The 23,978-nt window shown below is 48.7% G+C and carries 25 protein-coding genes; 13 read left to right on the forward strand and 12 right to left on the reverse strand.

Annotation, left to right across the window (positions count from 1 at the left end):
* Positions 1–67: 67 nt before the first annotated feature.
* Positions 68–502 (forward strand): hypothetical protein, encoded by a 435-nt coding sequence (locus tag VNQ80_RS20560; protein WP_325642268.1) that lies wholly within the window; start codon positions 68–70, stop codon positions 500–502.
* A 142-nt stretch (positions 503–644) separates the two neighbouring features.
* Positions 645–1,073: a CBS domain-containing protein gene (locus VNQ80_RS20565; protein WP_325642270.1), complete on the forward strand. Its 429-nt coding sequence runs from the start codon at positions 645–647 to the stop codon at positions 1,071–1,073.
* Positions 1,074–1,084: 11 nt separating this feature from the next.
* On the opposite strand, the gene VNQ80_RS20570 is transcribed toward VNQ80_RS20565, so the two are convergent.
* On the reverse strand, positions 1,085–1,303 hold the full coding sequence (locus VNQ80_RS20570; RefSeq protein ID WP_325642272.1) for a hypothetical protein: 219 nt from the start codon (positions 1,301–1,303) through the stop codon (positions 1,085–1,087).
* Positions 1,304–1,470: 167 nt separating this feature from the next.
* On the opposite strand from VNQ80_RS20570, the gene VNQ80_RS20575 reads away from it, so the two are divergent.
* Positions 1,471–1,926: a GatB/YqeY domain-containing protein gene (locus tag VNQ80_RS20575; protein ID WP_325642274.1), complete on the forward strand. Its 456-nt coding sequence runs from the start codon at positions 1,471–1,473 to the stop codon at positions 1,924–1,926.
* Here VNQ80_RS20575 and VNQ80_RS20580 read toward each other — a convergent pair.
* Both VNQ80_RS20580 and VNQ80_RS20585 read right to left on the reverse strand, forming a co-directional pair.
* Positions 1,912–2,874 carry a GNAT family N-acetyltransferase gene (locus VNQ80_RS20580; protein WP_325642276.1) on the reverse strand — a complete coding sequence of 321 codons (963 nt, stop codon included), beginning with the start codon at positions 2,872–2,874 and terminating at the stop codon, positions 1,912–1,914. The genes VNQ80_RS20575 and VNQ80_RS20580 overlap by 15 nt on opposite strands.
* 4 nt (positions 2,875–2,878) lie before the next feature.
* Complete coding sequence (locus tag VNQ80_RS20585; protein WP_325642278.1) at positions 2,879–3,703, reverse strand: 1-acyl-sn-glycerol-3-phosphate acyltransferase; 825 nt, start codon at positions 3,701–3,703, stop codon at positions 2,879–2,881.
* Between the two features lie 395 nt (positions 3,704–4,098).
* Here VNQ80_RS20585 and VNQ80_RS20590 point away from each other — a divergent pair, with 395 nt between their 5' ends.
* From VNQ80_RS20590 to VNQ80_RS20630, 9 genes are all read left to right on the forward strand, one after another.
* Complete coding sequence (locus VNQ80_RS20590) at positions 4,099–4,761, forward strand: CBS domain-containing protein (RefSeq protein ID WP_325642280.1); 663 nt, start codon at positions 4,099–4,101, stop codon at positions 4,759–4,761.
* Between the two features lie 4 nt (positions 4,762–4,765).
* Positions 4,766–5,653 carry an NAD kinase gene (locus tag VNQ80_RS20595; protein WP_325642282.1) on the forward strand — a complete coding sequence of 296 codons (888 nt, stop codon included), beginning with the start codon at positions 4,766–4,768 and terminating at the stop codon, positions 5,651–5,653.
* A 47-nt stretch (positions 5,654–5,700) separates the two neighbouring features.
* A complete protein-coding gene (locus tag VNQ80_RS20600) occupies positions 5,701–6,549 on the forward strand; it encodes a DUF6089 family protein (RefSeq protein WP_325642284.1) in 849 nt (282 codons plus the stop codon).
* A 37-nt stretch (positions 6,550–6,586) separates the two neighbouring features.
* Positions 6,587–7,336 carry an isoprenyl transferase gene (locus VNQ80_RS20605; RefSeq protein ID WP_325642286.1) on the forward strand — a complete coding sequence of 250 codons (750 nt, stop codon included), beginning with the start codon at positions 6,587–6,589 and terminating at the stop codon, positions 7,334–7,336.
* Between the two features lie 123 nt (positions 7,337–7,459).
* Positions 7,460–9,967: an outer membrane protein assembly factor BamA gene (bamA, locus tag VNQ80_RS20610; protein WP_414693013.1), complete on the forward strand. Its 2,508-nt coding sequence runs from the start codon at positions 7,460–7,462 to the stop codon at positions 9,965–9,967.
* Between the two features lie 75 nt (positions 9,968–10,042).
* Positions 10,043–10,579: an OmpH family outer membrane protein gene (locus tag VNQ80_RS20615; RefSeq protein WP_325642290.1), complete on the forward strand. Its 537-nt coding sequence runs from the start codon at positions 10,043–10,045 to the stop codon at positions 10,577–10,579.
* Positions 10,580–10,695: 116 nt separating this feature from the next.
* Positions 10,696–11,241, forward strand: coding sequence for an OmpH family outer membrane protein (locus VNQ80_RS20620; RefSeq protein ID WP_325642292.1), 546 nt, complete (start codon positions 10,696–10,698; stop codon positions 11,239–11,241).
* A gap of 184 nt (positions 11,242–11,425) precedes the next feature.
* Entirely contained in the window at positions 11,426–12,724 is a 1,299-nt protein-coding gene (locus VNQ80_RS20625; RefSeq protein ID WP_325642294.1) for a (Fe-S)-binding protein, read from the forward strand.
* 55 nt (positions 12,725–12,779) lie between these two features.
* Entirely contained in the window at positions 12,780–13,571 is a 792-nt protein-coding gene (locus VNQ80_RS20630; RefSeq protein WP_325642296.1) for a (Fe-S)-binding protein, read from the forward strand.
* 41 nt (positions 13,572–13,612) lie between these two features.
* On the opposite strand, the gene VNQ80_RS20635 is transcribed toward VNQ80_RS20630, so the two are convergent.
* From VNQ80_RS20635 to VNQ80_RS20675, 9 genes are all read right to left on the reverse strand, one after another.
* On the reverse strand, positions 13,613–14,941 hold the full coding sequence (locus VNQ80_RS20635; protein ID WP_325642298.1) for a GntP family permease: 1,329 nt from the start codon (positions 14,939–14,941) through the stop codon (positions 13,613–13,615).
* A 175-nt stretch (positions 14,942–15,116) separates the two neighbouring features.
* Positions 15,117–16,286 (reverse strand): endo-1,4-beta-xylanase, encoded by a 1,170-nt coding sequence (locus VNQ80_RS20640; protein WP_325642300.1) that lies wholly within the window; start codon positions 16,284–16,286, stop codon positions 15,117–15,119.
* 32 nt (positions 16,287–16,318) lie between these two features.
* The gene (locus tag VNQ80_RS20645; protein WP_325642302.1) at positions 16,319–17,143 is read right to left on the reverse strand and encodes a universal stress protein; all 825 of its coding nucleotides are present in this window, start codon (positions 17,141–17,143) and stop codon (positions 16,319–16,321) included.
* A gap of 36 nt (positions 17,144–17,179) precedes the next feature.
* Positions 17,180–17,809, reverse strand: coding sequence for a gluconate 2-dehydrogenase subunit 3 family protein (locus VNQ80_RS20650; RefSeq protein ID WP_325642304.1), 630 nt, complete (start codon positions 17,807–17,809; stop codon positions 17,180–17,182).
* A 14-nt stretch (positions 17,810–17,823) separates the two neighbouring features.
* Complete coding sequence (locus VNQ80_RS20655) at positions 17,824–19,563, reverse strand: GMC family oxidoreductase (RefSeq protein ID WP_325642306.1); 1,740 nt, start codon at positions 19,561–19,563, stop codon at positions 17,824–17,826.
* A 182-nt stretch (positions 19,564–19,745) separates the two neighbouring features.
* Entirely contained in the window at positions 19,746–20,324 is a 579-nt protein-coding gene (rdgB, locus tag VNQ80_RS20660) for an RdgB/HAM1 family non-canonical purine NTP pyrophosphatase (RefSeq protein ID WP_325642308.1), read from the reverse strand.
* Positions 20,321–20,782 (reverse strand): hypothetical protein, encoded by a 462-nt coding sequence (locus VNQ80_RS20665; RefSeq protein ID WP_325642310.1) that lies wholly within the window; start codon positions 20,780–20,782, stop codon positions 20,321–20,323. Before VNQ80_RS20665 ends, rdgB begins: the two co-directional genes overlap by 4 nt.
* Before the next feature lie 75 nt (positions 20,783–20,857).
* Entirely contained in the window at positions 20,858–21,838 is a 981-nt protein-coding gene (locus VNQ80_RS20670; RefSeq protein WP_325642312.1) for a deoxyhypusine synthase family protein, read from the reverse strand.
* An 85-nt stretch (positions 21,839–21,923) separates the two neighbouring features.
* Positions 21,924–23,021 carry a dipeptide epimerase gene (locus tag VNQ80_RS20675; RefSeq protein WP_325642314.1) on the reverse strand — a complete coding sequence of 366 codons (1,098 nt, stop codon included), beginning with the start codon at positions 23,019–23,021 and terminating at the stop codon, positions 21,924–21,926.
* Positions 23,022–23,267: 246 nt separating this feature from the next.
* On the opposite strand from VNQ80_RS20675, the gene VNQ80_RS20680 reads away from it, so the two are divergent.
* A complete protein-coding gene (locus VNQ80_RS20680; RefSeq protein ID WP_325642316.1) occupies positions 23,268–23,906 on the forward strand; it encodes a DinB family protein in 639 nt (212 codons plus the stop codon).
* Positions 23,907–23,978: the final 72 nt, after the last annotated feature.

Genomic DNA, 23,978 nt, shown 5'->3' on the forward strand with positions numbered 1-23,978 from the left:
AGCAAAGATTAAAGACAAAAAGAACAAGGATTAAAGACTAACAACTAACGACTAACAACTAAAGAACATGTACATCGGATTCAAACACCTACACTCTACACTGGCATACGTACTGCTAGCAGGCTTGCTCATCTCCATTCTTTACGTGCTGTTTGCTTACATACAGAACAAGGGCTATAACCGTAAAATGGCGCTCCTGGGATTGATATGTGCACACCTGCAATTGGTAGTGGGTCTTATCACCTACTTTGTGTCGCCACTGGGCATCAAAGCGGCTTCCGGCGAGGCAATGAAAATAAGTACCTCACGTCTCTATTTTCTTGAGCATCCGCTCATGATGTTGATTGCCATCGTGTTGATTACCGTGGGTTATTCAAAAGCAAAAAAGCTAACAATAGCCAAAAAGCAGAACGGAACCGTACTGGCATTTTACCTCATTGCGTTGATCTTCATCCTTTCGCGCATCCCCTGGCAGGTGTGGCCTCCGGGGCTTGCTGGATAAATTAGGTTTTCTTGTGGATTAATGGTAACTTTATCGTGTGTTTGCGAAAACACCTATGGTAATCGCTATCGTCGTGTTTGCGCAATTCATGCAGCGATCTCGCTGATTAATAGAGCTATCCAATAAATATAAAGCAATAATCATGAAGACCGTTAAGCACATTCTCCACAACAAACCGGCTGTTGTACACGCTGCCAGCCCCGACGCCTCCGTATTGGACGCGTTGAAGATCATGATGGAAAAAAATATCAGCGCCTTGCTGATTACCGAAGATGAACAGTTAAAAGGAATATTTACCGAGCGGGATTACGCCCGTAAAATCATCTTGCAGGGAAAATCATCCAAGGACACGGCAATCAGCGAGGTAATGACCAAAAATCCGCATACCATTACACCAGATGAAGCGATTGATCAATGCATGCAGCTGATGACCAACAACCACTTCAGGCACCTCCCTGTGCTGGATGGCGGAACAGTGGTCGGCATCATTTCCATTGGTGACTTGGTCAAATCGATCATCGAGGACCAACAGCAGACCATCTCCCAATTGCAAAGCTACATTACGAGTTAGGCAGTTTAACGTTATTTAATAATCCGGAATACTACGCGGAATACGATAAGCCAACCAATGGCCAGTAAAATCCATGATATTGCGGAGAGCAAGGTGGAATCTTGAACAAACCGTAAAAACGTACCAACCATGCCAATTGCTACGGCAATCGCCAGGGTAACGTAATAATGGGTTTCGTTTGCGTTGTTTACTGTTTTCCGTGCTGGTCTCTTTTCTATTGTTGTTGACATAATAAATAACAATTTGCCTTCAAACTTAGATAAAGTTGCTGTGATATACAACTATAAATGCGAGAAATAAAAAAGGGTAGATTCATGGTCTTTTTGAGTTGAAACCTCGTCGGTCATCGGATTACCAACTGGAATGACTACCTTTGATTCTCCAAAAAATCACTGAAATGGCTTTACAAGACAAGATAGATCAAGCAATCAAATCGGCTATGCTGGCCAAAGACAATAGCCGCCTACGCGGCCTTCGTGCCATCAAGGCGGCCATCCTGTTAGCTAAAACCGAAAAGGGCCCTACCGAAGTGCTTACGGAAGCGACCGAGATCAGCGTATTGCAGAAGTTGGCAAAGCAACGCAGGGAGTCGGCTGATATCTACCAGCAGCAAAACCGCGACGACCTTTATACCATCGAAATGGAGGAACTGGCTGTTATCGAAGAATTCCTGCCCAAGCAGCTGAGTCAGGCGGAGGTAGAAGAAATCGTGAAGCAAGTTATCACCGAAACGGGTGCTGCAACCGCCAAAGATATGGGAAAAGTGATGGGCTTAGCCAACCAGCGACTTGCCGGACAGGCCGACGGCAAAACCATATCGGCCATCGCCAAGGCGTTGCTAACCGGAGGCTAGATGGCGGCTGCCTAAGTCCTTGTCTCGTTCGTATGTGGAGATATGGCGCTCTTTCTTGCTTTCGAAAATATCGTCGATAGTAATCATGATTCCGGTTTCTTCAACGGTACCGAACTCATCGTTGATAGCCGTACCGAAAGTCATCATGGTTGAAGACAAGTTCATATACGTATTGATCAACGGTGGGATGTTTTCGCCCAATGCTCGAACGCGGCTATTCAATAGTTTATACCCCTCTTTATATTCCAACCCGTCGAACGTGTGGTTGAAGATGGCTTCGTCGCTGAAATAGTTTAACGGTTTGATGGGCCATACCAGTTGCTCACGATCGGGGAAATAATGGTGCATGAAGTGGATAAGGAGGTCGCGGGCTTCACGGTTATAATGCGGATACATGGTGACTTTGCCAAACAGGTACTTCACATCGGGGTTGAGTTTGACCACCGCACCCAGCCCGTCCCACAGGTTATCAAGCGAAAATAGCCCTTTGCGGTTATCTTTGCCCGGCTGGTACTTGGGTTGCACGAAAGAACGACCCAACTCAATGGTATAGGGCAGGTATTCCGCGATGAACTTGGGAGAGAAATGGAAATAATGCGCGGTAGACAGATTGATATCTCCGTGGCTATTCACTCCCACATCTTTGCACTTTATCAACCGGTAACCGGCAATAATCTCCTCATCTTCCGGATTCCATGCAATCAGCTGGTCATAGGCGTCTTCGCCCGTGTCGTTATCATCGAGATCCAGCGCCATCCCCGTACCGCCACCGGCTGCCCTGAAGGTAAGTTCCCTCAACCTCCCGATTTCCCGCACCGTATGTGGCGCGTGGCGATGATTGATCAGGTAAATTTCATTATTGCCATTATTGGTATAACGGATAAATGCCTCTTGCGTAAGCTCCTTCTTGATTAAATCGATGTCAACAGGTGCTATGATCTCTTGCATATAGTTAGTTTTCAGGAGCTAAATTGTATACGGTCCGTTTAACCTCATCAGCCCACTCCTTTTCACTTTTAGAGCTGTCAAAATAAGTATAAGATATTGGTTTTCCTACACGGATGGTAACTTTTTTGTTTTTCTGCTTAAACATTTCGTCTGCGAGGTAAAACATTTCAATATTGGTTTTTACACCGATTGCTTCCCGTAAGCGAGCGAAATTATAAAAAAAGCTGGAATTTTTCCCATCGATATAGACGGGTACAATGTCCCGTTGGTATTTTCTGGCTTTAACGATAAAACTTTTCTTCCATTCGAGGTCTGCGATTCGCCCATGCCGCTTACGCGATACCAGTCCAGCCGGAAAAACCAGCAATGCTTGGTCTTGCGCATATGCCTCTTCGATCTGGCGGATGCCTTGGCGCCCTTGAGCACCGTGCTTGTTTACCCCCACAAAAAGCGGCTGTAGGTTTTTGATGTTGAGCAGGATGTCGTTGACCAGGAATTTGATATCGCGGCGGTATTTACCCAGTGCATGCATAAAAGCGACCCCATCCAACCCGCCCAGCGGGTGGTTAGATGCAAAAATGACCCCTCCGGTCTCCGGAATGTGCTCTTCGCCAGTCAACTCGACAATAACACCCAGTTCGCCAATCAGCGCATCCACAAATTCCAACCCATGTAAATGGCCGATGTTATCCATTACCCGGTTAATGTCATCTTCATGCACTACCCGCTCGATGTAACGCAACACAAACCGAGGCATCCAACGCAACAACCCCGGATTCTTTTTCCGGATGACGTCGCGAATGACGATGTATTTATCTTTGTTTTCCAAAATAAGCTAAGCTCTGCACCACTTTCCGACAAGCATTCCCCTCGAAATCGGTATAGCAGCCAAAAGTAGCAAAAGTTCCGCTATTGTTGCGTGTTTATTCGCGGTATGACAAAGAATCCATTTTTTTCTTGCAGCCATTCGCATCGTCATTTCACAAAGGTGTTTCCAGCATACGTTTTAGGCGGTGCCCTAAGCGTAAAACGCCCTGCAAATGAAAACGTAGCGAAGCGATCTTGTTAATGCCACTAAATCCGAAGAATAGATGAATAAAAAAATTTAGATGAAATTAGTCGTTGAAATCGGCAAAAGCAATTATTTTTGGCAAGTGGATGGATTTATATTAAACGATTGCACATTCTAATCGTTTAATAAATTAAGGAGGTGGAATAACGATCATGAATATAGGCCAAGTCATAACCGACCGTAATTACGCGGTAACACCCACGGACAGCAAACAATCCATCCTGGACAAAATGGCCGATTTGCGACTAGCGCAACTGCCCGTAGTGAAGGACGACATTTTTCTAGGGCTCGTTTCGTACGAATCGCTATCGGGGCAGGGAAATAAGGATGAACGCTTGGAGCAATTGCATGGTGCGTATCAACAGGTGCACCTCTTCGACACTCAACACATCTATGATGCCGTGCTTTTTTTTCAGGTACACCCGCTCGACCTGCTGCCCGTGCTCGATGAACAGCATTTATACTTAGGGGCATTAACCCCGCTTGACGTGGTCGACGCCGTTGGGCAGACCATGTCCGTAAACCACCCCGGTGGGATCATCATCCTCGAAATGGGTAACCGCGACAATGCCTTATCGCACATTGCGCATATTGTGGAAGCCGAAAATACGCAGATACTCAGCTCTTATGTACGCATGTTTACCGATTCTTCGCGCTTGGAGGTGACCATTAAGGTCAACACGGCCGATGTCTCATCCATCGTTGCTGCTTTCTTGCGGCACGACTATACCGTTAAATCAACATACAACGACGAAAATAGCCGCGACAACTCACGCGACCGCTATGAGCAGCTGATGAACTATATCAATATGTAGCACCATGAAGATAGCGGTTTATGGAAGGGAATTCCAACCGTCGGTAATTCCCTATGTACAACATTTATTCGATTCATTGACCACCAAAGGTGCCGAACTGTGGATATATGGCGATTTCTACGACTTCCTGAAACAACAACAGGTGGTTTGTCCGCAACAACTGCACACCTACACCACCAAAATCGGTTTGCCTAGCGACGTGGGATTCATGCTCAGCTTAGGCGGTGACGGCACCATGCTAGCTGCTGTATCCATCGTGGGCGATTCGGGTATTCCAGTGGCTGGTATTAATTTTGGCAGGCTCGGTTTTCTGGCCGACATCAGTAAAGACGACATTGATACTGCCATGGATGCTATCCTAAAGGGAAACTATGACATCCAGGCGCGGACACTGGTGTCGGTAGAGTCTGCACAAACTACCCTGTTTGATGGGAATCACTTTGCTCTAAATGATGTAACGCTCTTCAAATCCGACAGCTCGGCCATGATTACCATAAACGCCCATGTAAATGGTGAGTTGCTAAACGCGTATTGGGCCGATGGCATCATTGTGGCCACTCCAACGGGGTCTACGGCCTATTCGCTGAGCTGCGGTGGGCCAATCCTTATGCCGGGAAGCGGCAATTTCGTGATTACGCCAATCTCTCCGCACAACCTCAACGTGAGGCCGGTGGTGATTTCGGACGAGGTGGAGCTGAGACTCGACATCGAGAGCCGAAGCGGCAAGTTTCTACTGTCGTGCGATTCGAAAACCACGGCCGTATCGTCAGACATCCGGCTTACGGTGCGTAAGGCTCATTACCAAGCTAAACTGATACGCATGAAAAACTACCGCTACTTTTCTACCCTGCGCAATAAGCTCCTTTGGGGATTGGATGCGCGGAACTATTAGAGACGCTAGACAAAAGACGCTAGACAAAAGATAACAGACTACGAGTCATGACCCGAATCGCTATACTGCTGCTTATTTTCCAACTACCGTTGATAGCCTCAGCCCAGGAATGGGAATTGGGCTTGCAGGGCGGCGCTTCGGGGTATATGGGTGATCTGAATCCGGAAAACCCACTGGCGTTCAATGACTGGGCTGCGGGCGCCTTCGTCAAATATAACCTAGATGACACGTGGGGTATTCGCGGCAATTTTGCGTATGCAAACACGTATGCCCATGACCGGCACTCGCGGGTGCAAGAGCGCCGCGACCGCAACTTGGGATTCTTCGGCCCGATCATGGAAGCTTCGGTGGTGGTTGACTTCAATTTCTTCAGGTGGTTGCCCCAGCGGGGAAGAATTGTCTACACACCGTACATCTTTGCAGGCGTGGGGGTGGTTTCCTTCGACCCCAAATGGTACGTGCCTTCCACGACCGGCGGATCGCCTGAAACCGTACGACTCCGCGAACTACGAACGGAATACCATGTAGTGGACAACCCCGACCCCTATGAGAAATACGCTTACTCGATCCCCTTCGGGGCTGGCTTCAAATATAACCTCCGCGGACCTTGGTCGGTCGGCGTGGAATTGGGGTATCGCCTCACGCTCACCGATTACCTTGATGATGTGAGTGGAAATTACCCAGAGGTCACCACTCCACCTTTTTTGAATGACCCAGGTGATCCAAGTTCTCGCTATTCGGTAACGCAATGGCAATACCTAGCTTACCGCATAGACCCACCGACCGGCCTGCCGGGCACCCAACGTGGCGACGGCCGCCCTTACGATTCCTTTATGACGCTGGGCATTACGCTGTCCTATACCATCTTTAAAGGCGGATGCCCAGAGTGGCGGTAAGTCCTCAAAAAAATTTTAACTTTGCGCCAAATTAAGGATGGACATTAAGGACACAATTGATAAAACAAGGCTGCCGCAGCATGTTGCCATCATCATGGATGGCAATGGCCGATGGGCTAAGGAACGTGGCCAATTGCGCGTATTCGGCCACAAGAACGGTGTAAAGGCCGTGCGGGACACCGTGGAGGGAGCTGTGGAAATCGGCATCAAGTACCTGACGCTTTACGCCTTCTCAACCGAAAATTGGAACCGACCCAAGCTGGAAGTTTCTGCATTGATGGAATTGCTCGTCAACACCATTAACAAGGAAACGAAAACGTTGATGGACAATGGCGTGAAACTCCATGCGATTGGTAATCTTGAACAATTACCGTCGAAATGCTACGCTCGACTTCAGGAAGCCATACAGAAAACTGCAGACAATACGAATTGTACACTGACCCTCGCATTGAGTTACAGTGCACGTTGGGAAATCACCGAAGCGGCGCGGCAAGTGGCCCAACAGGTACAAGCGGGTGAAATTACACTCAACGATATCGATGAAAACCGCGTTGCCCAGCATTTGGCCACACGCGGCATGCCCGATCCGGAACTCATGATACGGACCAGCGGTGAACAGCGCATTAGCAATTACCTACTATGGCAACTGGCTTATGCAGAATTGTATTTCACCGACAAGATGTGGCCCGAATTTAGGCGTAATGACTTGTTTGAGGCGCTTGCCACCTATCAAAACCGGGAGCGACGGTTCGGAATGATTAGTGAGCAATTGGAAAAGAAAGTCTGAAATCTCAAAAAAACACCTTTTAACAAAAATTAACAACTGTTTACCGTACTTTAGCGGCGATAAATTAGATAGATGAAGCGAATATTCCTTTTTATACTCACTACCCTATTGGCAACGGGGAGCATGATGGCCCAACAACGTGGTATACGCGTAGCTGATTCCGATGAATTCAGCTACCTCAATCCACAAAATTACATCATCGGTGGGATAACGATTAGCGGCACGGAATACCTGGATAACGATGTGCTCATCACGATTTCCAAGCTGGTGGTTGGCTCGCGTATCGAGGTGCCCAGCGACGCCACATCAAACGTGGTGAAAAACTTAATGAACCAAGGCCTGTTTGACGAAGTAGAGCTCTATGCAGATGCGGTAAAAGGAGATTCCATTTTCTTTAACATACACGTGGTGGAACGTCCGCGCCTTACCCGCATTGATATCGAAGGGTTGAGTAAAACCCAAACCGAAGAAGTACGGAAATTGCTAACCGATAATACCGGCAAAATCGTCAACCAAAACCTGATGAATACCACCCGGAATACGATTACGCGCTATCTGAGTGAAAAAGGCTACCTATACCCTGAAATCACGATGGCGCCGGTGAAAGACTCGGCACAGGTAAACAACCAGATACTCGTGGTCAATGTAGACCGCAACAGCAAGGTGCGGGCGCACCGTATCAACTTCACCGGAAACGAGGAATTCTCGCAACGGCAACTCCGCAAATACTTCAAGGGCGTGCGGCAACGCACGTGGTGGCGCGTTACCGGTCCGGGTAAATTCAAAGCTGAAAAATATAAAGAAGCAAAAGAAAACCTAATCGCTAAGATGCACGAACATGGCTACCGCGATGCAGAAATCCTCCGGGATACTTTCTATAAACACAATCAGCGGAACGTTATCGTAGACATTGACCTGTATGAAGGACCGAAATACTATTTCGGTAACATCGCCTGGCAGGGCAACGCTAAGTATTCAGACTCCATATTGAATGTCATCCTCGGCATCAAAAAGGGCGAAGTATTCAGCGAGGAAAAGCTCAACACCAAGTTGATGGGCCCTACACGTAACAGTGACGACGTTTCATCATTGTACCTCAACGACGGCTACCTCACGTTCACCGTAGATCCGGTACAGACCCGGATATATAACGATACCATCGACTTGGACCTGCGCATTTATGAGGGGGCGCAATTCACGGTTAACAACATCATCTTGAAAGGCAATGACGTGACCAATGACCGCGTACTGCTGCGTGAAATCCACACGAAGCCAGGGCAAAAATTCTCCAAAGAGCTACTCATGCGCAGTACCCGGCAAATTGCTCAATTAGGCAACTTCGACGAACAAAAGACGAACCCTGTGCCAACGAACCTCAACCACGCTGACGGTACGGTGGATATTGAGTATAATGTGGTAGAAAAACCGGCTGATCAGGTGGAACTCTCCGGCGGTTTCGGTGCGGGCCAAGTGATTGGTACGTTGGGGCTTTCGTTCAATAACTTCTCTACACGTAATTTCTTCGACAAAACGGCATGGAAGCCCTTACCTCGGGGCGACGGACAAAAATTAAGCTTACGCGGGCAAACTAGCGGCAAACGTTACCAGTCGTATAGTTTCTCCTTCTCCGAACCTTGGCTGGGTGGCAAAAAGCCTATTTATTTCGGCGTCAGTGCCTTCACCTCGTCCTCATCTTATGGAGGGTTTGATTGGTATACCGGCCGGCAAACTGTGCGCGATAGCGAATTGAGCAGAATTTGGATGAATGGGGTGACCGTAAGCCTAGGTAAGCGTTTACAGTGGCCAGACAACTATTTCCAGTTGAACTATTCATTAGGCGTACAGCAATATAAATTGCAAAACTACGGTAATTACTTCCTGTTCGACAATGGAACGTCTTACAACATCAACTTGACACAGGAACTCAGCAGGAACTCCGTAGACCAGCCGATTTATCCGACATCTGGTTCGCACCTGAAGCTGACGATCCAGGTAACCCCGCCCTACTCGCAGTTTAACAACATCAATTACCCAACTGCGCCAAACGATGAGCGATACAAATGGACCGAGTACCACAAATGGAAATTCGATTCACAGTGGTACACCCGTATTACCGGTAAGCTGGTGCTCAAGGCACAAGCCCAATTCGGTTTCTTGGGCTCTTATAGTAGTGTTACCGGCCAGTCGCCCTTCGAGCGATTCAAACTTGGTGGTGATGGGATGATGGGCTTTGACTTCCTGCAAGGTTCTGAAATCATTGCCATGCGCGGCTATGCGAATGGTATGGTTATACCTGATGGTTCCGATGTGAGTATCGCCCGCAACTCAGGCAGCCCCATTTACAATAAATACCAACTGGAACTGCGTCATCCAGTAATGCTGAACGACCAAGCCACGGTATTTGTATTGGCGTTCGCCGAAGGCGGAAATACATGGAACAACTTCCGTGATTTCAACCCCTTCAAGGTGCGTCGGTCGGTCGGCGTAGGTGCCCGTATATTCCTACCTATCTTCGGATTGCTGGGAATCGACTACGGCCATGGCTTCGACCCCATACCTGGTGTTCCTTCCAGTACGTGGAGACAGAACTTTACGTTTAGCATCATGCAGCAGATGGGCGGATTCAACTAAATATAGCTAATATTTAAAAAATGGAATTACTTTTGCAGTTGTTATATTCCGTTGTCAACATATAGAATGATGAGCATGAAAAAATTAGTCGGTATAGTGGTGCTGTCAGTGGTAGCTTCCTCCGCGGCCATGGCCCAGCGATTTGCTTATGTAGATACTGAGTATATCCTGAAACACATCCCCGAATACCTCGCTGCACAGAAACAACTCGATGCCCTGTCGGTACAGTGGCAGGAAGAAGTGGACACCCGGTTTGCCGATATTGAAAGCCTATACAAAAAATATCAGGAAGACCAAGTGCTGCTCAGCGAGGAAATGCGCCGTAAGCGCGAAGATGAAATCGTAACAAAAGAGCAGGAAGCACGGGAATTCCAACGGCAGAAATTCGGTTTTGAGGGTGACCTGTTCCAAGAGCGTGTAAAACTCATCCAACCCATTCAGGATCGCGTGGCTCAGGCCATACAAACCATTGCCACGGACCAGAGTTTGGATATTGTGCTAGATAAAGGAAGCGAAGTTACCTTCCTCTATGCCAACCCACGGTTGGACAAAAGCGACGATGTCATCACCCGCTTAGGGTACAAACCTGATCCTTCACTTGCGGATGACTAAACCGTTTCGTATCATTGCGCAACTTTTTTTGAAAATTAAAGAATAATAGACTTATAATCACAACAAGGGAAAGCAAACAAACCCTAAAACAACAAGTAAAAATCAAAATGAATAGCATGAAAAATTTGTTTAAAGGTGCAGTGGTGGTTGCGGTGCTGTTTTTATCAACCGGACTCGTGAGTGCGCAGCAGAAGATCGGCCATATCAATTCGAATGAAATCATCCAGGATATGCCCGAGTTCAAATCCGCTCAGACGGAATTTGAGAACCTCCAAAAATCGAAGGAAGCCGAGTTGCAAAAAATGGGTGATGTACACGATCAGAAATTGCAACAAGCGCAACAACTGCAGCGTAACCGCAGCGAAGCCAATAAAGATTCTATCGATTCGGAAACTCAGAAAATCGGAACCGAACTACAGGATTTAGGGCGCCGTATCCAAGAGTTTCAGCAGGTAGCACAAGACGAACTGCAAAAAAAGAACGAAGAGCTCTTTGCACCTATCATCCAAAAAGCAAATACCGCGATACAAAGTGTAGCTAAAGAGAAAGGATACGCCTACGTATTTGACATCGCCAATCCGGGCATCTCGTATTTCGCCGGTGGGGATGACCTGACGGCCGACGTGAAAACAAAATTGGGTATAACGGCAACAACACCGTAATGCCCAACTGACAACAAATGGAAGCGGAATGTGGTTACATGTTCCGCTTTTTTTATGGCTGCCGCTTAATACCTTTCTCACCCAAACCTTAAAATCCAACTAAAATAATTTATTATGCTTGCATAGTATTGCGAATTGCTTACCTTCGTAATAAACGCTACTGCACGCATGTAAACTCGTTGTGATGATAAGTCAGGCTATTTTTGGGATTGTATTGCTAACAGCCATCGCATTAGCTACCTATAACGCATGGCGGATTATCGCAAACATCCGAATCGGTCGGTCCGAAAAACGCCAAGACCAACCCAATAAGCGACTTAAGACAATGCTACTGGTTGCATTCGGCCAAAAGAAAATGTTTAAACGGCCATTCGCGGCGCTACTCCACTTATTTGTGTACTTGGGCTTCTGCATCATCAACATCGAGATGCTCGAAATTGTCATTGACGGGCTGTTTGGCACACATCGTGCATTTTCAGGTTTGGGTACATTTTATGCCTTTCTTATCGCTGCTTTCGAATGGCTTGCCCTTGCCGTGCTGGTGGGATGTGTGATTTTCCTTGCCCGGCGCAATGTGGCCCGTATAAAGCGCTTTTTCGGGACGGAGATGACACCGTGGCCACGCACCGATGCGAACCTCATCCTAATTGCTGAAATACTGCTCATGGCAGCTTTCCTTACCATGAATGCGGCCGACTACAAACTACAACTCCTAGGTGCGACCCATTACACACAGGCCGGTGCATTTCCAGTAAGCGGTTGGCTGCTGTCCTTACTTCCCGATAACATCACATCGCTCATCGCTATTGAACGGGGTTGCTGGTGGTTTCACATCGTCGGCGTACTGATTTTCCTCAACTACCTCCCCTATTCCAAGCATTTGCACATCCTGTTGGCATTTCCCAACACTTATTTTTCGAACTTACATCCCAAGGGTCGATTTACGAATATGGACAGTGTAACGAACGAGGTGAAGGCCATGCTGGACCCTGCTTATACACCGTCCGAAACGAGCATGCCAGCGCGGTTTGGGGCGAAGGACGTGCATGACCTGACATGGAAAAATCTGTTGGAGGCCTATACTTGTACCGAGTGTGGGCGATGTACGGCGGTATGCCCGGCAAATATGACCGGCAAACTGCTGTCGCCACGAAAAATCATGATGGATACTCGAGATCGGATGGTGGAGGTAGGTGAGAATATCCGTAAGAACAATGGTTTCGCAGATGATGGTAAATCCCTATTTGACGATTACATTACCCGGGAGGAAATATGGGCATGTACTACATGCAACGCATGTGTGGAGGCCTGCCCCGTAAACATTAATCCCCTAGAGATTATCATGGAACTGAGGCGCTATGCAGTGATGGAAGAATCAAAAGCGCCAGCCAGCCTGAATACCATGTTTGGAAACGTGGAAAATAATGGTGCGCCGTGGAAATATGCACAGGCGGACCGGGCCAACTGGATTGATAATGGTTAATTGATAATTGACAATAACTGACGACTGACGACTTATGACTAACGACTGACGACTAATGACTACGTTAACCATACCAACGATGGCCGAACTGGTGGCTAAGGGGGAAACGGCAGACATCCTCTTTTGGGTGGGCTGTGCGGGCAGTTTTGACGAGCGCGCACAACGCATTACGCGCGATATCTGCAAGATACTACAACATGTAGGTATTAAATACGCTATACTCGGTACGGAGGAAAGCTGTACGGGGGATCCGGCAAAACGGGCGGGCAATGAATTCCTCTTTCAAATGCAAGCGATGGCAAATATCCAGGTGCTCAACGGCTATGAAGTGAAGAAAATCGTCACGGCCTGTCCGCATTGCTTCAACACCATTAAAAACGAATATCCCGATATAGGTGGTCATTACGAGGTAATCCATCATACCGAATTAATACAGCAATTGATTGACAGTGGAAAGCTGAAAGCAGCCGGCGGCGAATCATTCAAGGGCCGGCGTATCACCTACCACGATCCGTGTTACCTCGGGCGCGGCAACAACGTATATGAAGCGCCCCGTAAAGCGCTGGAAAGCCTAGATGCGCAGCTGATAGAGATGAGACGCTGTCGAAGTAATGGACTCTGTTGCGGTGCCGGTGGAGCGCAAATGTTCAAAGAGCCCGAGCAAGGTTATAAAGATATCAATGTGGAACGTGTGGAAGAAGCCCTAGAAACGCAGCCCGAAATAATCGCTGCCGCTTGCCCATTCTGCATGACGATGTTACGCGACGGGGTGAAAGCGAAAGAAAAAGAGCAGGAGGTAGAAGTGCTCGATATTGCAGAAATTACAGTAAGGGCCAACGGCCTTTAGAAAGCTGCCTTTCACATTTATCGGAGGAACTCGTGTTTTCCTTAATGCAACAGCCAGAACATCACGTACACGGCCGCCATCGCGGTGGTGCCGATGATCAACGTGCCGGTGGTATGCAACTTGTAACCCGTTTTCACCCCCATTTTGGTCATTTGGGTGAGTACCCAGAAGAAACTATCGTTGACATGGGAAACCACCAAGGACCCCGCTCCTATCGCGAGAACAACCATGGCTTTATCGAGCTCGCTCACGAAACCTAACGCCCCCATCAGCGGTGCCGTCACCGATGCGGCGGTGATTAATGCAACCGTAGATGAACCTTGCGCGCTCTTCAAGGCCGCCGCCAGTAGGAATGGAAGTAAAATACCCAGGTTAGACGATGTGAGGAGGTCGCCCAACGTGCTCGCCACCCCCGAGTTTTGCAACACAGCACCGAAAATGCCGCCTGCGCCCGTAACCATGATGATCGTTGCCGAATCCGTTAATGCCTCGTTAACCCAGCCATCAGTGGATAGCATCTGTTTATCTAACTTTTTCGGAAGCAATAAACAGCACGCAAAGCCGATTAACAGTGCGATCACCGGCTCACCGAAAAAAGTGAAAAAGTAACCTATGTATCCGGGCCAGCCATCACTGTCAATATAAGTTGATAGCGATTTGCCGATAATCAGCACGATAGGTATGACGATAGGAAGCGATGAACTGAACAAGCTGGGGCGGTACACATTGACAAGGGCCGGTTCTTCATCTATTTCGCCTGGGTCTACAAACACCTTTGCCGCTACCCTATGAGCAAAAAGCAAAGCGGCGGCCAGCGCCACGCCAGCGGCAATCATCCCCAATCCCATTACCAGACCTAAATCGGCACCGAGGATGCCTGCGGCGGCAATCGGGCCGGGTGTAGGTGGTACCAATGCATGCGTACAGGACAACCCTAACCCTAGCGCTACCGCGGTTCCAGCCAATGAGAGACCTGCTTTTTTTGTCAGACTTTTATTAAGCGAAGAAAGCAGTACGAACGCACTATCGGAGAAAACCGGGATGGAGATTATGTAGCCGATAATACCCATGGCGGTAATCACCCGTTTCTTTCCGATAAACGCCAACATGGTATTGGCAAGCACCATTGCGCCACCCGACTTTTCAAGAAATGCGCCAATCAGAACACCTAAGATAATGACCAATCCGATTTTTCCGATTGTGCCACCAAAGCCATCTTGGATAGATTGGATTACCCCTTCGGAGCCCATGCCGCTAACCAATCCCAATACGATGCTGACCAGCAGCAGGGATAAAAAAGGATGCAGTTTCAATTTGGTAATAAGCAGCACGATGGCGGCGATACTTAACAAAATGGTGATAATGGCCATACGATTGGTCTCTTTTACGCTATAAATGGTTCCGACGCAAAATACGTAAAAGATACCTGTCTTCTTTGCAAAATTTGCAAAAAAGTACATTACCCTTCCTTATTGCAGCGGTTCGGGATCGAAGATTTCTCGCTTCATACCTATCCTTTGCGTCATGTGATGGGCATAAAACGGGCTACGGTGCGTTTTTAACACCGATGATCTTGAAGAAAGCTTCTTTGGGTCGATTATTGCGATCAAACACCAGTGGATAGTTTGTCCTCCCACGGATTGGCCAGTTATTGAGCCACGAATACTTATCGTTCACGCCCCAGAATGTTACCCGGCTAATGTGATTCCCGTGTTTCAGGAAAAGTCGAAATAAACTTTCGTAATCGGCCGCCAATTGCTGTTGCACGCTATCCGGCAAACCGTTTACATAGGGGTTTAGCGCCGGGTGATGCGTCGCCATTCGCCGGTTCACGTCGGCTCCTTGGAAGTTGCGCGGCAACACTTCCAAGTCGAGTTCAGTGATGGCGACCTCGAGGCCCAAGGCAGCGTATTCGAGGATACTCTGTTCAATGGCTTCTAGCGGTAATTGATCCACGTGCCAATGCCCCTGTATACCCACGCCGTCTATGCGTACGCCTGCCGCTTGCAACTTCTTGATCAACCGGATGGCACCAGCCCGCTTCGCTGGCTGTTCGATATTATAATCATTATAGTACAGCTTGGCTTTGGGAGCGGCTTCGGCGGCTATCCGAAAAGCGTCTATGATGTAATCCTCACCCAGAATCTTGTAAAATACCGATTCGCGCCATGAGCCGTCCTCATTAAGGGCTTCGTTTACGACGTCCCAGCTGTCAACCGACGACGCATAACGTTTCGCGATGGTGCGGATATGCAGGTCCATGAATTGCCGAAGGGAATCCACTTGTGTAATTGTCTGAACGAAGGAAGGCAACTGACTGTGCCAGATTAGGGTATGGCCCACGATATACATGCCGTGTCGGTCTCCGTAGGCTACAAACTTGTCGGCCGCATCAAAATCAAACTTCCCCCACCGTGGATGGATGACCTGGGCCTTCATGATGTTTTCGGCAGTGATGGCATTAAACTGCTGTTTGATCAGCTTATTGGTCGAACCGTCCGTCGCATCGATTTGACCGAGATTCAATGCCGTACCGATTAAAAAATCGGCTTGGAAGACTTTTTTTAGTGAATCGTTGGGTTGCGGCAGCGGCCCATCGAGCCAGCCACTTACTGTTACCGAAGTGAGGATGGCTATCAAACCTAACCAAGCTCTTTTGTTTTTCCTTATGTCAATGCCCTCCATTATCCGCCTTCGTGCAACGACAAGCTTCATTGCGACTTTACGGCGCGAAAATAATCCGAGGCTCACGTTTTTATAAACAGCGAAGGCACCGTTGGGTAATTGGCTATTGCTTTGGTGAGGCTGGGCCTGAAAATCTTCTCGAAGAATGATTTATGTGGCCTCGCAAATACCAGTAAGTCTAATCCATCGGCTTTCGTCTCTTGGGTTACGGCGTTGATATCAACTTTATCCACCGGTATCGTTTTACACGAGACCGGCCAGTCCGGGAACGCAGTTTCGACCTTCCGCTGCCAACGGCTAAGCTCCTTATCGGGAGTGGAGTCGTTTTCCTTATAAAAATGGAGCATTGACAAATGGGGTTTCAGGTTAATAGCCTGCTGGAATGTCATCAATGCGTCCAGTTCATGGTCATCATAAGCAGTGAAGAACCCTACCCGCTTGAATGAAAAATCGGGAGTATCTATCGGAACCACCAGTACAGGTACGGGTGACTTCTTAATGACTTCATAGGTGGTGCTGCCCAGAATACTCTCGGCAATATTAGTGACCCCCTTTGTTCCCATGACGATCAACGAATTCTCGTTCTTTTTAAGCTTGTTTGTCACCACGTCGATCATAAACCCCTTAATGCATTCACCCTCGATATCCACACCGGGAAACTGATTGCTTAGACTTTCCAAGAGGCTTTTCATAGCAGCCGCCGATTCGGTCTCGGCTAGCTTTATTTGTTTTACACTGTTGCCCTCTTCGCCGAAGCCCGAATACAGGGCGATGTAGACGTGCAGTAATTGCACTTTTTGTTTTGAGGCTTCCGCCAATGCACAGGCATATGCGGCAGCGACAAACGCATTTTCCGAGAAATCGGTTGGGACTAATATCGTTTTCATCTGCTTATTTTTTGTTCTCAGTTGTCAGATGGGGCCTTATCCCCAAGCACTTTTAAAACCGTGTGCTTCAAGTACATCTTCTGGCACGCCGTCCCAAACCCCGGGCTTATTACCTACGTAGCCAATATCCTTTACCCCGATTTCACTGGTGAAAAAGCCCGAGGCAGTGAGGTCACGCATGAGGTTGAAAAATGACACTCCTCGGACCATCTCCGGTTTGGCTTTCGCCGGATAAGCGATCTCATCTACCAATTGCAATTGCTGTGCAGCTTCACATTTCGCAAAAGCATTGCCGTATCGCCGCTGGCATTGCACATCCAACCATTTGAGCCCACCCCTTATGGGTGTTTGATAACTCGGTATATCTTTCACCATGAATTCGATAAAATCGGGCACACCTGCATCGGTGGCACTGCCCGAAACGTCGTCGGCCGGGATAATGATATCGGCTAACACCCCGATAGTCGCCAACTCGTGGGTAGTAAAAAACTGTTCTTCAGCCAGCTTGCTATTGCGCTCATGCTCGATATCCGTTACCCCGGGCAGTTGTTCAGCTGCTGTCGCCGCGTCCTTTTTTGCTTCTTTGGTACCGCAGGAATCAAGCATCAGTGCCCCGCCTGCGGCGGCAGCTAGGCCGAGCGCCTTTAAGGTGTCTCTTCTGTTCATATCCGTCGTTTCTATTATCCGATATTCAGTTTATTGCGTTGCTCTAAAATATAATCCGCTGTGCGCATCGACAAGGCAAGGATGGTCCACGTGAGGTTTTTATCGCCCTGTTGCACAAAGGGTCCCGCGTCTACCACGAAAACGTTGTTGCAATCGTGCGACTGCCCCCACTTGTTGAGCACCGATTTCTTCGGATCGTCGCCCATACGCGTGGTGCCGCCCTCATGGATGATTTTTCCCGGAGCTTCCAAACCATACGATGACTCCGGCCCCGGCATTGCCCCTGGCACGATAGCGCCCATTTCGTGGAGGATTTCGCGGAAGGTTTCCTGCATATGCTTAGCCTGTGCAATCTCCTCATTGGCCCATTTATAATGGAAGCGGAGAACGGGTATACCGTATTTGTCGACACGGGTGGGGTCGATCTCACAGTAATTATCGTAACGTGCCAACGCCGTACCCCTACCGGCCATGCCTACGCTGGCACCATAAAAGCGGCGATAATCGTCTTTAAGTGATGCTCCATAACCGCCTTGCTCGCGCTGTCCGCCGTCTCTGGTGGGCACCATATGATTAACACCGGGCACCCAGTTCGTAAACCCATAAGACGGCATGTGCAAGCCACCACCATATTCGATATGGTATCCACGAGGGAAATTGAGCTTTTGGTTATCCCCCCACCAGGGCGAATAGATGTGCACACTGCCCACCCCATCTTCATTGTAGCGTTTCCGATCAAGGAGTTGTGGCAGGAAGCCGCCGGCACTGGCTCCGGTAGAATCGTGTAGATAACGTCCTACGAGTCCACTACTGTTGCCCAGACCACCCGGATGCGCCGCTGACTTAGAATTCAGCATAAGCCTTGCACTCTCGCAAGCGCTCGCTCCCAAAACCACCAGCTTACCCCGCACCTCGTGTTCCTGTAAGTCGCGGGTATCGACATACGACACGCCCTTAGCGCGTCCTTCGCTGTCTGTAAGTACTTCACGCACCATCGCGTTGTCAATAACCGTTAAATTGCCTGTTTTCATAGCCGGCATGACTAAGCAAGAGGATGAAGAGAAATCCGCATAAACCCGGCACGAACGACCACATTGGCCGCAATAGAAACAGGTTCCGCGACCTTCGACATCCGGTAACGCTTCAGTGAGCACCGAACCCCGGCCGGCTATCACCGGTACCCCAGCCCGTTCGGCACCGCGTTTGATATACAGTTCGTTGAGCCGTGGCTTAGGTGGTTTCATGAAGATGCCGTCTGGCTCATTACGTATGCCTTCTACCGTTCCATATATACCGATCATTCGGTCGACACGATCGTAATAGGGCTTCACTTCGTCGTAGCTGATCGGCCATTCGTCGGTGATTCCATCGGTCGGCTTAAAATCATCCGGGCCCATACGCAAAGAAATACGGCCCCAGTGATTGGTACGGCCGCCAAGCATCCTTGCCCTGAACCAGTCGAACGAGGTGCCCGGCACATGCGTATAGGGTTCTCCGTCCAGTACCCAACCGCCATAAGCGGCATCAAAATCACCGAAGGGGCGAACGGTGCCGGCGCCCCGGCGGGGCGATTCCCACGGCCATCGTAATTGCATCGCATCCTTTGCAGGATCGAAAAACGGCCCTGCCTCCAACATCAGCACATTTAGGCCGGCATTGGCGAGTACATAGCCAGTCATGCCGCCGCCAGCACCAGAACCCACTACAATCGCGTCATATTCGGTTGGGTTCGTTTTGATCTGAAAAGAAATCATTACAATATTGTCTATTTATAACTGTTTATGTTTAGTTCATTACCCCACGCCTTTGCAACATGTGGTTGTTTTTGCGACCAAATATAAAATTTTATTAATAACAATCACCACAAAAGCTAAAATGGTTATACCCCGAAGGATGTATAACGGAACTTTTACGTCGCGCTTGCCGTTGGTTGTAATCAATAGTTTGCCTTTAGGAAATCGGCCAATTTCGCTACTGCGAGGGCACGATGACTGATCGCATTTTTCTCTATTGACTTCATTTGGGCGAATGTTTTTTGGTAACCCACCGGCGTAAATAGCGGGTCGTAGCCGAACCCACCATCGCCTTCGCATTTGTAGCCGATTTTTCCTTCGACCACCCCTTCAAAAAAATGCTCTTCATTCCCTATTCGAAGGGATATAACAGTCCGGAAGCGTGCGGTGCGGTCGGGTCGGTCGCCAAGCCGCTTTAGCAGCAGTGCGATATTCTTTTCCATATCCCGTGTACCTGAATACCGCGCGGAATACACGCCGGGCTCATTGCCCAATGCTACAACTTCTAAGCCGGAATCATCGGCGAAACAATCACAGCCGTACCGCGTAAACAGGTAGTCGCTTTTTTGAGACGCATTGGCCTCAAATGTATCGCCGGTTTCCGGAATATCGTCCGTACATCCGATTTCCGCGAGTGTACGGATGTGGAATTTATCGCCCACTACTGCCCGCACCTCTTCCAGCTTGTGGGCATTGTTGGTAGCAAAGACCAATTGAATCATATCAACAAATGCTTTATGGTAGTCCAAAACGCACGCTTCTTTTCGGCATCGGCTAACATGTCGCCAAAAGCGTAGGTGTGAAACAGTTTGACGTCGTGCTGTTCCGGCCAAACGAATTTGGTACCGAGGTTGACAACTACTTTGGGTTTAAAAAATAGGGCAAGTTGGCCAATCGAAGGGGGCTCCGCTAGCTTAGCCAAGTTCAAGAGCGCCACATCATCTGCCGCTAATTTCAACGCAGCCAATGTTTTGACAAACGCATCCATAGCGACTTCTGACATCCATTCATGTTGTTTTTCGTCGCTCAAAAACAAGTAGTTTCGCTTATTCTGGCCAAAAAAAACAAATGACGGTGCCGCCTGTTCAGGTTTATGGGGTTCTGATCCCTTCGACCCGGTTCGCGTTTCTACAAGTGTATCGGCCGATCCATCCTCGACACTGAAAACTGTTTCTGTCATCAAGTAGCGAAGCGCAACGGGATCAACCGTATTTATAGCAGGTGCTGGCATCTTCAAATTAGCAAAAAAAACCAACTATTGGCCCAATATCCATGCAAAGATAAGGGGTGCAACAATCGTCGCATCGGATTCAACGATAAATTTCGGCGTGTTTATATCCAGCTTGCCCCAAGTGATCTTCTCGTTAGGTACCGCCCCGGAATACGAACCGTAGGACGTGGTTGAATCTGATATCTGACAGAAATAACTCCAGAAAGGGATGTTTTCCATCTCCAGATCCTGATATAACATGGGTACCACACATATGGGGAAATCACCAGCAATACCACCCCCAATCTGGAAAAATCCAACACCTTTGCCACCGGAATTGCCGATGTACCAGTCTGAAAGGTAAGCCATGTATTCGATACCACTTTTCATGGTGGCGGCTTTCAGTTCTCCTTTGATTACGTAAGACGCAAAAATATTGCCCATGGTACTATCCTCCCACCCCGGAACGACGATGGGGAGGTTTTTTTCGGCCGCTGCCAACATCCACGAGTTTTTAGGATCAATCTCATAATATTGCTGCAACACACCGCTATTCAGCAGTTTGTACATGTATTCGTGTGGAAAATACCGCTCCCCGGCCTGTTCGGCATCCTTCCATATTTTGTGGATATGCTGCTGGATACGACGGAATGCCTCTTCTTCGGGTATACAGGTATCTGTAACCCGATTATAGTGATTTTCCAAGAGGTCCCATTCATCCTGCGGACTCAGATCTCGGTAATGGGGTACGCGTTTATAATGCGAATGGGCAACGAGGTTCATGATATCCTCTTCGAGGTTGGCACCGGTACAACTGATAATGGATACGTTGTCCTGCCGAATCATTTCGGCCAGCGAAATACCTAACTCGGCAGTACTCATAGCTCCGGCAAGGGTTATCATCATTTTACCGCCCGCGTCGAGGTGTGCTTCGTAACCTTTGGCTGCATCGACCAGCGCAGCCGCATTGAAATGCAGGTAATTCTTTTCGATAAACTGTGAAATCGGTCCTTTTTCTTTACTCATATCGCATTTATTGTTTATACGTTGTTTAATCCAGACACAAAGGTAGAACTTTCGGCACGAAGTAGGAAGTCCGAAATAACCACCGTCAAACCTCCCAGCGTTCGCACCTGCTGAGGAATGCAGCGTCGATTTCCGCGCCGATACCGGGCTGCCCGGATAATGACAGCTCATAGCCACGGAACTGAACTCCGCCTACCACCGGATCCTCAAGGTGACCAAGTAAGCATGTATCCATATCGAAGAACTGCACATTAGGTGCGGCGAAAGCAAAATGCACCTTGGCTGAAAGAGCCAAACGGCTTTCTAACATGCCACCAATCATGCAGGGGATGTGATAGCCTGCCGCAGCTTGCTGAATGCGTAAAGCCTCAACTATCCCCCCGGATTTGGAGAGTTTGATGTTGATGTAATCGCAGGCTTTGTCGGTAGCCAAGCGCACCGCATCGTGATGATTGTAACAACTTTCATCTGCCATGATAGGGATGGTGGTTTCCCGACGCAATTGTGGCAAGAGGTCGTCGTTATAACTCCGCAAGGGCTGCTCGCAGAACTGGATATTGAACAGCTGCAACCCCTTTAGTGCAGCAACGGCCTCCTCATAATCCCATCCCTGGTTGGCGTCTATGCGGATGGGTACGTCTTCCCCGATCGACCTCCTGATAGCACGGATACGCTCGATGTCCTCCGCCGGTTCTCTTCCAAGTTTTACTTTAAGTACTGCCGCCCCTTGATTTCTAAAAGCCAGGGCTTTGGCTGCCATGGCTGCCGGACTAGCAATACCCACGGTGATATCCGTTACGATATCACGTACGTTCCCTCCGAGGAAACGGTAAAGTGGCAGTCCGGCGTGTTTTGCAGCTAGGTCATGCAAGGCCATATCAAACGCACTTTTGATGGTCGTATTGCGAGCCACAAATGTATCAAGCTCGTTGAGCCGCTCCGAAATGGCCAACGGGTCTTTGTTTTTCCACAACCGGGCAAAATCCCGCGCCAGCGCCAGGCAGGTATCCTGCGTTTCACCCACAATCATGGGGAAGGCCGAACATTCGCCGACACCGTATATCCCACGGTCTGTACGGATGCGGATAAACGTATTCTGTGCATAATCCATGGTACCCGTAGCAATAGCGAAGGGTTCCATCGGGATGCTGAGACGATAAATCTCCGTGCGGGTAATTTTCATATTTTTCTAATTGCACGCTCCGAAACCGAGATGTAAATAATATTGACACAAAGGATAATCATTATTTACATCGAGTCCTCATCGACCAAATAAATGGAAAATAATTGAAAATAACATTTTTATCTGAATAACTCCAAGTATAGCCAACCGCTGCTTTTGTCGTAAACATCCCCCAACAATGTCGCAACTGCCACCTATCCATTTGGGCCAACATCATTATTTTTGAACCAAACAAAGCATAACATCATGAAAAAATTATTGCTTTTGGGAGCAGCCTTTATTGCGTTTTCATTTACGCAGCGGGAGGTTGCCCCCAACACGACAAAACCGCTCGCTGGCGTCGCTTCCGTGCAACATGACAAAGCATTCTTGTTGGACTATTACCGGAAAACAGAAAACCAGTTGAAAGCGCACTTGGATGGACTAACCAGCGCACAGTTGCAGTATAAGCCGTCGGCTAATGAGTGGTCCATCAGCCAATGCGTCGAGCACATTATCAAGACGGAGAAAATGCTCTTTGACATGGCCAAAGAGACGCTGGCAAATCCCGCAAATCCCGAACGGAAGGCAGAGGTGACCATAACGGACCAACAGCTTATTGACGGCATTACCGACCGAAGCCACAAGGCCGAAGCGCCGGCGGCGCTGATTGGTGAAGGAACTTATCAGGATGTAAAAGCGGCGATGGCTGACTTCCGCGCGCAGCGCAAAGTGATACGTTCGTACCTTAAAGGCGTATCGGTTGATGACCTGCGCAACCATATTGCAGACTCACCGTTCGGGCCGGTCGACGCGTACCACTCGATGTTGTTTATCGCCGGACATACCGCACGGCATACCCTCCAGATAGCGGAGGTGAAGGCAAATGCGGCTTTCCCGAAGTAGCGGCATTGCGCCGACAGGCGGTGTGGAAAACCTAACCCAGGTCACCCACAGTCATTTGCAATCCCAACGCCA

Origin of the sequence: Parapedobacter sp. (genome assembly GCF_035556095.1) — a bacterium.
In the GTDB taxonomy this organism is placed as follows: domain Bacteria; phylum Bacteroidota; class Bacteroidia; order Sphingobacteriales; family Sphingobacteriaceae; genus Parapedobacter.